The organism is Methylibium sp. (assembly GCF_031393925.1).
Classification (GTDB): Bacteria; Pseudomonadota; Gammaproteobacteria; order Burkholderiales; family Burkholderiaceae_C; genus Methylibium.
This window is the reverse complement of sequence record NZ_JANMWL010000283.1, coordinates 1-12547: the sequence shown is the minus strand read 5'-3', so window position 1 is coordinate 12547 and position 12547 is coordinate 1. Positions and strand designations below refer to the sequence as shown.

12 protein-coding genes are annotated in these 12547 nt (G+C 67.9%); 5 read left to right on the top strand and 7 right to left on the bottom strand.

Annotation, left to right across the window (positions count from 1 at the left end; translation table 11 throughout):
- Positions 1 to 28 precede the first annotated feature (28 nt).
- A complete protein-coding gene (locus RMO12_RS14760; protein ID WP_309639856.1) occupies positions 29 to 3202 on the top strand; it encodes an efflux RND transporter permease subunit in 3174 nt (1057 codons plus the stop codon).
- Between the two features lie 71 nt (positions 3203 to 3273).
- Entirely contained in the window at positions 3274 to 4623 is a 1350-nt protein-coding gene (locus RMO12_RS14755; RefSeq protein WP_309626180.1) for an efflux transporter outer membrane subunit, read from the top strand.
- A gap of 62 nt (positions 4624 to 4685) precedes the next feature.
- Here the strand turns inward: RMO12_RS14755 and RMO12_RS14750 are convergent, their stop codons facing one another.
- The 7 genes from RMO12_RS14750 to mltG all read right to left on the bottom strand — a co-directional run bounded on the left by RMO12_RS14750 (position 4686) and on the right by mltG (position 10224).
- Positions 4686 to 5033 carry an H-NS histone family protein gene (locus tag RMO12_RS14750; RefSeq protein ID WP_309626169.1) on the bottom strand — a complete coding sequence of 116 codons (348 nt, stop codon included), beginning with the start codon at positions 5031 to 5033 and terminating at the stop codon, positions 4686 to 4688.
- Positions 5034 to 5601: 568 nt separating this feature from the next.
- A complete protein-coding gene (locus tag RMO12_RS14745; protein WP_309626168.1) occupies positions 5602 to 6240 on the bottom strand; it encodes an ankyrin repeat domain-containing protein in 639 nt (212 codons plus the stop codon).
- Positions 6241 to 6248: 8 nt separating this feature from the next.
- A complete protein-coding gene (locus tag RMO12_RS14740) occupies positions 6249 to 7064 on the bottom strand; it encodes a TatD family hydrolase (protein ID WP_309626167.1) in 816 nt (271 codons plus the stop codon).
- 19 nt (positions 7065 to 7083) lie between these two features.
- Positions 7084 to 7470, bottom strand: coding sequence for a PilZ domain-containing protein (locus tag RMO12_RS14735; protein WP_309626166.1), 387 nt, complete (start codon positions 7468 to 7470; stop codon positions 7084 to 7086).
- Entirely contained in the window at positions 7467 to 8537 is a 1071-nt protein-coding gene (gene holB, locus RMO12_RS14730) for a DNA polymerase III subunit delta' (protein ID WP_309639855.1), read from the bottom strand. The genes RMO12_RS14735 and holB overlap by 4 nt, the downstream gene beginning before the upstream one ends.
- 32 nt (positions 8538 to 8569) lie before the next feature.
- Positions 8570 to 9214 (bottom strand): dTMP kinase, encoded by a 645-nt coding sequence (tmk, locus tag RMO12_RS14725; protein WP_309639854.1) that lies wholly within the window; start codon positions 9212 to 9214, stop codon positions 8570 to 8572.
- Positions 9211 to 10224, bottom strand: coding sequence for an endolytic transglycosylase MltG (gene mltG / locus RMO12_RS14720; protein WP_309639853.1), 1014 nt, complete (start codon positions 10222 to 10224; stop codon positions 9211 to 9213). The genes tmk and mltG overlap by 4 nt, the downstream gene beginning before the upstream one ends.
- A gap of 43 nt (positions 10225 to 10267) precedes the next feature.
- Here mltG and RMO12_RS14715 point away from each other — a divergent pair, with 43 nt between their 5' ends.
- From RMO12_RS14715 to RMO12_RS14705, 3 genes are all read left to right on the top strand, one after another.
- Positions 10268 to 11233 carry a folate-binding protein gene (locus RMO12_RS14715; RefSeq protein WP_309639852.1) on the top strand — a complete coding sequence of 322 codons (966 nt, stop codon included), beginning with the start codon at positions 10268 to 10270 and terminating at the stop codon, positions 11231 to 11233.
- 199 nt (positions 11234 to 11432) lie between these two features.
- Positions 11433 to 11756, top strand: a complete 324-nt coding sequence (locus tag RMO12_RS14710) for a DUF4936 family protein (protein ID WP_309626161.1) — start codon at positions 11433 to 11435, stop codon at positions 11754 to 11756.
- Positions 11744 to 12547 (top strand): NRDE family protein (locus RMO12_RS14705; protein ID WP_309639851.1); only part of this gene is annotated, 804 nt, incomplete at its 3' end. The genes RMO12_RS14710 and RMO12_RS14705, both read left to right, overlap by 13 nt.

The window sequence follows — 12547 nt, the reverse complement described above, 5'->3', positions numbered from 1 at the left end:
GCGGCCTCGCGCTAAAGGAGGACTGGCGATGGCCTCGTTCTTCATCGACCGACCGATCTTCGCGTGGGTCATTGCGCTGTTCATTTTGGTGGTGGGCGCAGTGGCGATCCCGCAGCTGCCGGTGGCGCAATACCCGTCGGTGGCGCCGCCCTCGATCCTCGTGTCCACCGCCTACCCGGGCGCCTCGGCACAGACGCTGGAAGACAGCGTCATCAGCGTCATCGAGCGCGAAATGAACGGCTCGCCCGGCTTGATCTACATGGAGTCGGTCAGCCAGGCCGACGGCACCGGCTCCATCACGCTGAGCTTCGAGCCCGGCACCAACGCCGACCTGGCGCAGGTCGACGTGCAGAACCGCCTCGGCCGCGCGACGCCGCGCCTGCCGCAGGCGGTGACGCAGCAGGGTGTTCGCGTCGACAAGGCCAACGCGAACTTCCTGCTGTTCACGGTGCTGTCGTCCGACAACCCGGCCTATGACCCGGTCGCGCTCGGCGACTACGCGGCGCGCAACGTGTTGCCCGAGATCCAGCGCGTGCCCGGCGTCGGTCAGGCCCAGCTGTTCGGCACCGAACGCGCGATGCGCATCTGGATCGACCCGGCCAAGCTGATCGGCTACCGGCTGTCGTCCGCCGACGTGACCAGTGCCATCGCGACGCAGAACGCGCAGGTGGCCTCGGGCACCATCGGCGACCTGCCGAACGTGCCCGGCCAGTCGATCTTCGCGACGGTCGTCGTCAAGGGCCAGCTCACCTCGGCCGAGCAGTTCGCCAACATCGTGCTGCGCGCCAATGCCGACGGCTCCACCGTGCGCTTGAAGGACGTGGCCCGCGTCGAACTCGGCGCCCAGAGCTACGGCACGCGGGCGCGCCTGAACGGCGAACCGTCCACCGGCATTGCCGTGCAGCTGTCGCCGACCGGCAATGCGCTGGCGACCGCGACCGCGGTCAAGAAGCGCATCAACGAACTGTCGCGCTACTTTCCTCCCGGCGTGAAGGCGACCATCCCCTACGACAGTTCGACCTTCGTCAGCCTCTCGATCCGCCAGGTGGTCGAGACGCTGCTCGCGGCCGTGGTGCTGGTGTTCCTGGTGATGTTCCTGTTTCTGCAGAACATCCGCTACACCATCATCCCGACCTTGGTGGTCCCGATCACGCTGATGGGAACCTTCGCAGTGCTGCTGGCGCTGGGCTTCTCGATCAACGTGCTGACGATGTTCGGCATGGTGCTCGTGATCGGCATCGTGGTCGACGATGCGATCGTCGTGGTCGAAAACGTCGAGCGCATCATGAGCGAGGAGGGCCTGTCGCCACTGGTCGCCACGCGCAAGGCAATGGGCCAGATCTCGGGCGCCATCATCGGCGTGACGGTGGTGCTGGTGTCGGTGTTCATTCCGCTGGCCTTCTTCAGCGGTGCGGTCGGCAACATCTACCGCCAGTTCTCGGCGGTGATGGTGTCTTCGATCCTGCTGTCGGCCTTCATGGCGCTGTCGCTGACGCCGGCGCTGTGCGCCACCTTGTTGAAGCCGGTCGAGGCTGGCCACCTCCATGCGAAGAGCGGTTTCTTTGGCTGGTTCAATCGCGGCTTCTCGCGCACCGCCAAGGGCTACGAGAGCCTGGTCGCCCGCATCCTCGGGCGCGCGGCGCGCTACCTCGTCATTTACGTCGCGATCATCGGCGCGGTGGTGGTGCTGTTCGGCCGCCTGCCGACGTCCTTCTTGCCCAACGAGGACCAGGGCAACATCCTCGTGAACGTGCAGCTGCCGCCGGGTGCGACACAGAACCGCACGCTCGAGGTGATGAAGCAAGTCGAACGCTACATGCTCGAGCAGCCCGAGGTGCAGAGCATGGTCAGCGTCATGGGCTTCAGCTTCGCCGGCACCGGCCAGAACGCAGCGCTCGGCTTCATCACGCTCAAGGACTGGCAGCAGCGCGAGGGCGCCGCGCACTCGGCGCAAGCACTGGTGGGCCGGGCCTTCGGCGCGCTCGGGCGCATCCGCGATGCCTTTATTTTCCCGGTCAGCCCGCCGCCGATCCGGGAACTGGGCCGCGCCAATGGCTTCGCGTTTCGCCTGCAGGACCGCGGCGGCAACGGTCACGATGCGCTGCTGGCCGCGCGCAACCAGCTGCTCGGCAAGGCGGCCGAAAGCCCGCTGCTGACGGCGGTGCGGCCCGACGGCCTGGAAGACGCCGCGCAGCTGCAACTCAATATCGACCGTGACAAGGCCAGCGCGCTGGGCGTGCCTTTCAGTGCGATCAATGGAGCCCTGTCGACCGCGCTCGGTTCTTCCTACGTCAACGACTTCCCGAACGCCGGGCGCCTGCAGCGCGTGGTCGTCCAAGCCGATGCGCCGACGCGCATGCAGCCGGACGATCTGTTGGCAATCAACGCGCTGAACACGAGTGGCCAGCCGGTGCCGCTGGCGGCATTCGCGACCACCGGATGGGTCACGGGTCCGATGCAGACGGTGCGCTTCAACGGCTACCCGACGATGCGCATCGCGGGCGAACCCGCGCCGGGCCAGAGCAGCGGCGCCGCGATGGCCGAGATGGAACGCCTGGCGGGCCAGTTGCCGGCCGGTTTCGCGTTCGAATGGACCGGCCAGTCGCGCGAGGAAAAACTCTCCGGCTCGACGGCATTCATCCTGTTCGGCTTTTCCGTGCTGGCCGTGTTCCTGTGTCTGGCCGCCCTCTACGAAAGCTGGTCGATCCCGCTGGCGGTCATCCTGGTGGTGCCGCTCGGCGTGCTCGGCGTGCTGTTCGGGGCGAGCTTTCGCGGCCTGGAGAATGATGTTTACTTCAAGGTCGGCTTGATCACCATCATTGGCTTGTCAGCGAAGAACGCAGTGTTGATCATCGAGTTCGCCAAAGACCTGCACGCCCGGGGCAAGGGCGTGGTCGAAGCGGTGCTGGAGGCGGCGCACCTGCGCTTTCGCCCGATCCTCATGACCTCGCTGGCCTTCATCCTTGGCGTGCTGCCGTTGGTGGTCGCCAGCGGTGCCGGCTCGGCCAGCCAGCGCGCCATCGGCACCGGCGTGATGGCCGGCATGATCACGGCGACCGCGCTGGCGGTGTTTTTCGTACCGGTGTTCTACGTCGTCGTGAGCCGCATCTTCAAGGGCAGCGAACGCCAGCGGCGCAAGTGGGCGCACGAACCCGACGACGGGGCGCCACCGCCGCCCGCAGCGACGGAGATCAAAACGTGATCACGCGAACTCGAGCCGTGTTTTCACGCGCTGCGGCGCGGCGCAGCGGCGCAGTGCGCGCCGTGCTGGCCATGGCGGTGGCGCTCAGCGGGTGCTCATCGATGGCGCCGATCTACGAGCGCCCGGCCGCTCCGGTGGCGGCCGACTATTCGGGCCAGCCGGGTGCTGGAACGGTCGGCGCGAGACACGCCGCCGACACCGAATGGCAGCGCTTTTTCGGCGACTCGAATCTGCAGCGACTGGTCGAACTGGCATTGCGCAACAACCGCGACCTGCGCGTCGCGGTGATCAACATCGAACAGGCGAGGGCACAACTGCAGGTTCGCCGCGCCGATCTGCTGCCGAGCGTCAGCGCCGGCCTCGCCGGCATGCGGCAGCCGACCGCGAGCGGCGGCAGCAGCAGCCTTTACACGGCCGGACTTTCGGTGAGCGCCTTTGAACTCGACCTGTTCGGCCGCGTGGCCAGCCTGCGCGATGCTGCGCTGGCGCAGTACCTGGCCACCGACGAAGCGCGCAAGGCGACGCAGATCGGCCTCGTCGCCGCGGTAGCCAACGGCTACCTGGGGCTGCTGGCCGACCAAGAACTGCTTGCGCTCACGCGCCAGACGCTGGTCACGCGCGAAGAGTCGCTGCGCCTCACGCGGCTGAAGTTCGAGCAGGGCGTGAGCTCCGAGCTTGATCTTCGCCAAGCGCTCTCGCTGGTCGAAGGCGCGCGCGCGACCTTGGCGCAGCAACAGCGTCAACGCGCGCTGGACGAGAACGCGCTGGTGTTGCTGGTCGGTGGACCGCTGGCCCTTGCGCTGCCACCGATCGGCGCATTGGCCGAAACGACACTCGGGCCCGAACTGCCTGCCGGCCTGCCGTCGGACCTGCTCACCGAGCGACCCGACATCCGTCGTGCCGAGCAGCAGCTGATCGCCGCCAACGCCAACATCGGTGCCGCCCGCGCAGCGTTCTTCCCGCGCATTTCGCTGACCGGCAGCGTCGGCATCGCCAGCAGCGAGCTCTCCGACCTGTTCAAAGGGGGCGCGTTCGCGTGGAGCTTTGCGCCGCAACTCCTGGCGCCGATCTTCGACGCCGGTCGCAACCAGGGGAACCTCGAAGTGGCCCAAGCGGGTCGCGATATTGCCGTGGCGCAGTACGAGCGCGCCATTCAGACGGCATTTCGAGAGGTAGCCGACGCCTTGGCGGGCCGTGCAACCTTGAGTGAGCAACTGCGCGCTCAGGTGGCGCAGGCCGACGCCGAGGCGGAGCGCTTTCGGCTTTCCGACCTGCGCTATCGCAATGGCGTGGCGAGCTATCTCGACGTGCTGGACGCGCAGCGCTCGCTGTTCGGCGCGCAGCAGGCGGCGATCCTCGCGCGCCTCGCGGTGCTGCAGAACCAGGTGACGCTGTACGCGGTGCTGGGCGGCGGCGGCTGAAGCGCCGTGATGACAAGAAGCGGGCGAGGGAGTCCGCCGACCGTCTGGCCCGGTCCGTCACGTCACGCCAGCAGTTCCTCGGGCGTCTTGCCGACGGCAAGTGCCGCCTTGAACCAGCCCGGACGTGGCCCGCGCCCCGACCAGACGTTGCCATCGGCGTCCTTGAACTTGGGCTTGGATCTGGACTTGGCCAATTTCTTGCGACCCGCGACCTTGCGCACGGGACCGCCCGCTGTCTTGGCCCCGGTACGGCGGCCTTCCAGGCCCAGGTCCGCCGCGGTCAGCCCGTATACCTCGATCGCTTCTTTCATGCGTTTGACGACGTCGGCGATCTCCTTGCGCCGCAGCCCTTCGGCTTGCTGCTGAAGACTCTCGATCTGCCGTGACAGCTGCGCATAGGTTTTTGTCATCTGATGGATCCTGAGGCGTTGGTCGGCCGAGGATACGAGATTACCGCCGCAAGCCGAGATGGGGAGAGCCCGGCAAGCCGACGTTGTTCGCTGGCCGTTGTCGTAGTTTGATTTAACATAATATACATTAGCGCGGTTCTGGTCATGTGCTCACGGACTAACATCCTGCTATGTACGTTCTCGCTGGTCACCTACTCATGGCATTGGGCACGTTCTTGCTGTCTCGGTGGACCGACTGGCCAACAGCTCTCGGTTTCTGGTGCCTGATCGAAGGCGCGGCCGTCTTCGTCATCGGAACTCTGCACGAACGAGACGATGAGCAGGCAAAGGCTTGGAACGAGTAAGCAGGGGCACGGCTGGTAGCGAAGCCTTTGAGGGATTACATCCCCCACCCTACGGGCGGTCCCCCCGCAAGAACGTCTTGAGCAACGGAGCCCTTCCTGTAACGTGCCTGCGGCAAGCGACACTTGCCCAAGTGATCCTCGACCTGGGTCGAGGCTTCTGAACGAGCGTCACACAATCCGGGCGCCGCGTGGTCGACGACTGCGTGTGAGCTGCGCCCTGTGCCTTAAGGCTGACGACGATGCACAACTTCGCCAGCGAGTCGGTCGGCGAGATGATCGCGACCCGCGCGGCGCGCAAGATCGCCGGCGCTCGTCTCACTGGCATCGCGCGCTCGAGGATCGGACCCGGCCGCGAGCAGCGCTTGAACGACACTCTCGTCGGCGTGCATTGCGGCCATCATCAGCGCGGTACGGCCGTTCGGCGCGCGCGCGTCGATGCTCGCACCGTGTCGGATCAGCAACGCCAGCACCGGCAACGAATTGCCTGCCGCCGCGTAATGCAACGGCGTCCAACCGGGCGGATCGATCGCGGCGCCACGCTCGATGAGCGCCCGGCTCACATCGAACTGGCCCTTGATCGCCGCCATCATCAGCGGCGTTTCGCCAACGCGGTTGCGGGCGTTGACGTCCAGCCCCGGCATGGCGGCAAGTCCCAGCGCGGCGCTCACCGAGTCGGCCTGCAAGGCGCGGGTGATCGCCGGTTGGCCATTCTCGTCGCGTGCATTGGGGTCAAAACCGCGATCGACCAGCTCTGCAAGCGCGGCAACATCATCGCGCACGACAGCACGGAAAAAACTGTCGTACGAACCCGCCACCGCCAATGAAAAACCAACACTGACAAATAGATAAACAAGTAATTTCATCTACTTTATTAACTATTAGTTGACGCGTCGATGGTCACCGAAGGCCCGAACAATCGTTCGAAATTGCGGCTCGTCACGCGCGCCACTTCCTCGAGGCTGCAGCCCTTGATCAGTGCGAGCTGAGCCGCCACGAGCGCTACGTACGAGGGGTTGTTGGTCTTGCCGCGGTGCGGCGCAGGCGCCAAGTAGGGGCTGTCGGTTTCAATCAGGCACCGATCGAGCGGCACTTCGCGTGCCACCTCGCGCAGCTCCACTGCGTTCTTGAACGTCAGGATGCCGGAAAACGAGATCATGAAACCCAGCTCGAGCGCGGCGTGCGCCACGGCACGCGTTTCGGTGAAGCAGTGAAAGACGCCGGGCAGCGCGCCGTGCCAGGCACCGACGCCCTCTTCGCGCAGGATCGCCAAGGTGTCTTCGCTGGCGCTGCGGGTGTGGATGACCAGGGGCTTCTGCGACTCGCGCGCGGCGCGGATGTGGGTGCGAAAGCGCTCCCGCTGCCACGCCATGTCGGCCACGCTGCGTTCTCCCAGGCGGTAGTAGTCGAGCCCCGTTTCGCCGATGGCCACGACGCGGGGCAAGGCGGCCAGCGCCACCAGATCGTCGACGCACGGCTCGCGCACATCTTCGTTGTCCGGGTGGACACCGACGCTGCACCAGAAGTTGTCGTGCGCCAGCGCTAGCGCGTGGACGGTGTCGAACTCCTCGAGCGTCGTGCAGATGCACAGTGCCCGGTCGACGCGCTCGCGCTCCATCGCTGCACGAATCGCTGGCAGTTCAGCCCGCAGCTCGGGAAAACTCAGATGGCAGTGGGAATCGACGAACATCATTCGCCGCGCGGACGGCTCAGATCGTCTGGGTCGGCTTCGCCGAGGCGATCGAAGTACCGAGGAGTTCTTCGATCCGGTTCTTGAGCAAGCGGGTCTTCTCGTCGGTGGGAAAGCGCACGCCGACGCCTTGCGTGCGCCCGCCGGACGCGTTGGGCGGCGTCACCCAGCCGACCTTGCCCGCCACCGGGTAGCGTTGTGCGTCCTCGGGAAGTGACAGCAGCAAGTAGATGTCGTCCCCGAGCCGGTAGTCGCGGTTGGTCGGCACGAACAGGCCACCTTCGCTGAACAGCGGAATGTAGGCGGCGTACAGCGCCCCCTTTTCGCGGAACACGAGCTGGATCACGCTCGGGCGCGTGCTGCTCGTGCCGGCCGTTGGAGTCGTACGAACGTTGACTTCGCTCATGGTCGCCTCAGTGTAGCCAAAGGCGACGCGCGCTCACGTGACGAGCTCACGGCCGCGGGTGATCGCAACGCACGGTGCAGAGTTTGGACCAGCGCTTCGATGCCCAGCGGCGCGTTGAGCGGGTGTTCGGCGTTGCGCGCCGCCTCGCGCAGCGTGCGGGCACAGGCCGTCAACCGCGCCACGTCACCGCCACCGGACACGCTCGCGGCCGCAAAGTAGCGTGGCGCAGCGCCCACTGCGCAGGCCAGCGCGTCATGGCAGAGCTTTTGCAGTGCATCGACGACCATCGGCAGCGGCCAGGCAGCGAGCGTCGTGCCCTGACCGGCAAGCACCTCGCGGGGCAAGCGCTGCCACGCCTGGGCATCGCAACCGAGAGCCAGACGCTCGATCACGTCCATTGGCTGACCTCCAGCCGCCGCGAGCACGACCTGCGGCTCTGCCACGCCGCGGCTTTGCAGCCAGCGAATTGCGAGCTGCGCACCGGGCAGCGGCAAGCGCAAAACCTGGCAGCGGCTGCGCACTGTTGGGAGCAATCTCTGCGGTGCGGCGCTGCCGAGAATGAAGCGGGCCTGGCCGGGCGGTTCTTCGAGCGTTTTGAGCAGCATGTTGGCGCTGGTCGGGTTCATGCGCTCGGCCGGGTAGAGCACGACGAGCTTGGCGCCGCCGCGCGAGGTGGTCTGTTGCGCGAACGCGATGGCCGCACGCACCGCAGCCACCCTGATCTCCTTGCTCGGTTTGGCCTTGCTCTTGCTGGCGCCCTCCTCCTCGCCCGCCTCGTCGGCGCCCGACCAACCCAGGGCAAGCTGGAGCACTTCGGGCACCAGCACCAGCAGGTCGGGATGAGTGCGCGCCGCGATCAGGTGGCACGCCGAACAGTGGCCGCAGGCGCGGCCGCCGGGGCGAACGGATGCTTCACCTTCGCACAAGGTTGCGGCGGCCACGGCAAGCGCCAGTTCGAACTGCCCCACCCCCTGCGGCCCGTGGATCAGCAGCGCGTGCCCGCGCGTGGCGTGCAGGGCCTGCGCGAGCGGCGCCTCGAGCCAAGGCAGCAAGGAACTGCCAGTCACGGAGGTCGCTGCGCCGGTTACGCCGGTTGCACTCACCAGCCGCGCTCCCGAAGCGCCGCCACGACCTGCTCGTACACCGACTCCCGCGGCAGCGCCGCGTCGATGCGCACGAAGCGCTCCGGCGCGGCATCGGCGCGGGCCTGGTAGCCGTCGCGAACGCGTCGAAAGAAGGCCTCGTCCTGCTGCTCGAAGCGGTCGGGCGTGCGCGCCGCCGCCACGCGCCGGGCGGCCAGCGACGGGTCGAGATCGAACCACAGCGTGAGGTCGGGCTGACGCAGGCCGGTGGGCGTCGCCTGCACCCAGCGCTCCAGGGTGCCGAGCACCGCGGCATCGAAACCGCGGCCCGCGCCCTGGTAGGCGAAGCTGGCGTCGCTGAAGCGGTCGCACAGCACCACCGCACCGCGCGAGAGCGCCGGTTCGATGCAGCGCTGCAGGTGGTCGCGCCGCGCCGCGAAGATCAACAGCGCCTCGGTGAGCGTGTCCATCGGCCGGTGCAGCACCAGCTCGCGCAGCGACTCGGCCAGCGGTGTTCCTCCGGGCTCGCGCGTGCGCACGATCTCGACCCCGCGCGGCAGCCAACGCTGCGCGAGCGCCTCGATGTGACTCGACTTGCCGGCGCCGTCGATGCCCTCGAAGCTGATGAAACAGCCCGGCAGCGCGCGCTTCCCCGCGTTCACTGGTTCTTGCTACGGCCTGCGCCGCGCTGGTATTTGTTCACCGCCCGATTATGGTCGGCCAGGGTGTCGCTGAACTCGCTGCTGCCATCGCCGCGGGCCACGAAATACAGCGCCTTGATGGCCGCCGGCTGTACCGCTGCGAGCAGCGATGCCTTGCCCGGCATGGCGATCGGCGTGGGCGTGAGGCCGCCGCGTGTATAGGTGTTGAACGGCGTGTCGGCCTGCAGATCGCGTTTGCGCAGGTTGCCGTCATAAGCGGCGCCCAGGCCGTAGATCACGCTCGGGTCGGTCTGCAGCGGCATGCCGATGCGCAGTCGGTTGGTGAACACGGCGGCCACCTTGGTGCGGTCAGCGCCCTGCCCGGTTTCCTTTTCGACGATCGACGCCAGGATCAACGCCTCTTCAGCCGTTTTGAGCGGCACGTCGGCGCTGCGCTCGGCCCAGGCCGCATCGAGCCGGCGCTGCATCGCGCGGTAGGCACGCTGCAGCACGGCCAGGTCGGTCGTCCCCTTGCTGTAGGCATAGGTGTCGGGGAAGAACCGGCCCTCGGGCGCGAGGCCTGGGGCGCCGAGTGCTGCCATCACCTCGGCATCGCTCATCGCCGCGGTGGTCGGCTTGAGCGCCTCGGCCTTGGCGAGTTCGGCGCGGAACAGACGGAACGTCCAGCCATCGATCAGCCGCACCGTGGCCTGCGCCTCGTCGCCGCGCACCATCTTGCGCAGCAACGCCACGGGCGTGGTACCGGCGCCGATCTCGTAGCTGCCGGCGCGGATTTTCTTGGCCGCGCCCGACCAGCGAAACCACTCGTAGAGCAGCCGCGGCGGCGTGCGCACGCCGGCATCGACCCAGGCCTGGGCAATCACGCGCGGCGAGGTTCCGGGCTCGACCGAAAGCTCCACGCTCGGCGTGGCCAGCGGCAGCGGTCGCAGAGTCCACCACCAAACCGCGGCGGCCGCGCCCCCGCCCAAGGCCAGCAGCAGGAGGAGCCCCGCGGTGATCAGACGCTTCATCGTCGTCGGCGCTTTCTCATGTCGACACTGATGATAATCAGCCATGACCGCCTCCCCGCCCTCTGCCGCCAGCGGCCCCATCGACGGCGCCGTGCGCTTGACTCACAGCGCCGTGCTCCGCGCCAGCGGTGTCGACGCCGCGAGCTTTCTGCATGGACAACTCACCAACGATTTCACCGGCCTGGGCCTGGGCGAGGCGCGGCTCGCCGCCTACTGCTCGGCCAAGGGACGCATGCTGGCAAGCTTTGTTGGCTTCAAGCGCGGCCACGACGATATCTGGCTCGCCTGCCGCGCCGACGTACTAACGGCCACGCTCAAGCGCCTGCGCATGTTCGTCCTGCGCGCCAAGGTGCAACTCACCGAGGGCGGCGACCAGATCGTCCTGATCGGCTTGGCCGGCCCGAGTGCCCGCGCCTGGCTCGGCGACGCGGCGGACATGGGCGTGTGGGCCAAGCGCGAGGTCGGCGCCGGCTGCATCGTGCGCCTGCCCGACGGGGCGGCACAGGCACGCTGGCTGTGGGCCGGCGCGGTCGACGACGCGGCTGCGGTGATGGACGCGCTGCCAGCCCAAGCGTTGGAACACTGGGACTGGCTCGAAGTGCAAAGCGGCGTGGCGCCGGTCATTGGCGCCACGGTCGAAGCCTTCGTGCCGCAGATGCTGAATTACGAGCTGGTTGGCGGTGTGAATTTTCAGAAAGGTTGTTATCCCGGCCAGGAGGTGGTCGCGCGCAGCCATTACCGCGGCACGATCAAGCGCCGCGCCGCGCTCGCGCATGCCGACGTGCCGATCACGGCGGGCCAGGACGTGTTCTGGAGTGGCGATGCGGCGCAGCCGTGCGGAATGGTGGCGCTGGCCGCAGCGGCCCCGCTCGGCGGCTACGACGCCCTGCTGGAGATCAAGCTCCTTGCCCTCGACGGCGGCAGCCTGCACCTGGGCAGCGCCGACGGGCCGGCGCTCACGCCGCAGTCCCTGCCTTACCGCGTGCCGCGCGAGCCCGCGTCAACCTGAGGTCGCATGAGCCCGCACGTCCGCCCCGGCGCCACGAAGGGGCCATTGTCGTGACCCTTGGCAAATACCGGAGTGCGCAGCACGAAGCTTGCCTGATGCGCCCTGCGCCCGGCCGCCGAGGGTCACGAAGTGGGATCTTCGGGCCCGTCAGGGGCCGCGTCCGCTCGGCGGGATTGCGCGCAGCGCCAAGCGTGCATCAATGAGCATCGCACCCGCGGCACGCGCTGGGCATGAGTTGTTCATCTACTACCGAGCCCTGCCCGAACACGCTGCCGCATTGACCGAAGCGGCCCACCGAATGCAGGGCGCGCTGTGTGTCGCGCAACCCGGCCTGGCGGCGCGACTGCTGCACCGACCCGAACCACGCGACGGCTTGCAGACATGGATGGAGGTCTACGTGCTGCCGGCAGAGGTCGACGCGGTGCAAACGGCCGCCGCCATCGAGCACGCGGCGAACGCCGCGCTCGCGCCTTGGCTGGCAAGCGCCCGTCACGTCGAGCATTTCACGACATGTGCCTCGTAGCCCTGGCGCTGGCGCAGAGCCGGCGCTTCCCGCTGGTGCTGGCCTCCAACCGCGACGAATACTTCGACCGCGACAGCGCACCGCTCGACTGGTGGGCTTCCGATGCCGGCGCCGCGCCCATCCTGGGTGGACGCGACCTGCGCGCAGGTGGCACCTGGCTCGGCCTCGGACCGGGCGGTCGCATCGGGCTGGTGACGAATGTGCGCGACGCCTCCCGCCAGGACAACGGCGCCCGCTCGCGTGGCGAGCTGGTGCCCGCGTGGCTGGCCAGCGACCTACCCCTGGCGGACTTTTGGCCACTGATCGCGAGCGAGCGCTACAACGGGTTCAACCTCGTCGCCGCCGATGCGCGGGGCGATTGGTTCTGGGCCAGCAATGCCACAGCGTCGCCACGGCGGCTGGCCGCGGGTGTTCACGGCATCTCCAACGCCCCACTCGACATCGCCTGGCCCAAGGTGACGCGCCTGAAGGCACGGCTCCAGGTCGCTGTGGCTGACGCGGCCCAAAACTGCTCAGTGCATGCACTGGTCGAACGCTTGTTCGCAGCACTCGCCGACCGCAGCGTGGCCACTGACGGCGAACTGCCTTCGACCGGCATTTCGCTCGAGCTCGAGCGCGTGCTCTCGGCCGCGTTCATCCACACCCCGGACGGCCGCTATGGCACGCGCTGCTCGACCGTCGTCGTCCGCGAGTGCGACGGTGCGCGCCACGAACTGCATGTGATCGAGCGCAGCTTCGGCGCCGACGGCCGCACGGCGCTGCAGCGGCGCTTCACGCTGGCGCCCTTTCCG

Excerpts from the sequence above, each read along its gene's own strand:
- RMO12_RS14735 (WP_309626166.1), bottom strand. The coding sequence starts at position 7,470 with ATGAGCGAAGTCAACGTTCGTACGACTCCAACGGCCGGCACGAGCAGC.
- RMO12_RS14760 (WP_309639856.1), top strand. The coding sequence starts at position 29 with ATGGCCTCGTTCTTCATCGACCGACCGATCTTCGCGTGGGTCATTGCG.
- RMO12_RS14710 (WP_309626161.1), top strand. The coding sequence starts at position 11,433 with ATGAGCATCGCACCCGCGGCACGCGCTGGGCATGAGTTGTTCATCTAC.
- RMO12_RS14715 (WP_309639852.1), top strand. The coding sequence starts at position 10,268 with ATGACCGCCTCCCCGCCCTCTGCCGCCAGCGGCCCCATCGACGGCGCC.
- RMO12_RS14745 (WP_309626168.1), bottom strand. The coding sequence starts at position 6,240 with ATGAAATTACTTGTTTATCTATTTGTCAGTGTTGGTTTTTCATTGGCG.
- mltG (WP_309639853.1), bottom strand. The coding sequence starts at position 10,224 with ATGAAGCGTCTGATCACCGCGGGGCTCCTCCTGCTGCTGGCCTTGGGC.
- RMO12_RS14750 (WP_309626169.1), bottom strand. The coding sequence starts at position 5,033 with ATGACAAAAACCTATGCGCAGCTGTCACGGCAGATCGAGAGTCTTCAG.
- RMO12_RS14740 (WP_309626167.1), bottom strand. The coding sequence starts at position 7,064 with ATGTTCGTCGATTCCCACTGCCATCTGAGTTTTCCCGAGCTGCGGGCT.
- RMO12_RS14755 (WP_309626180.1), top strand. The coding sequence starts at position 3,274 with ATGGCGGTGGCGCTCAGCGGGTGCTCATCGATGGCGCCGATCTACGAG.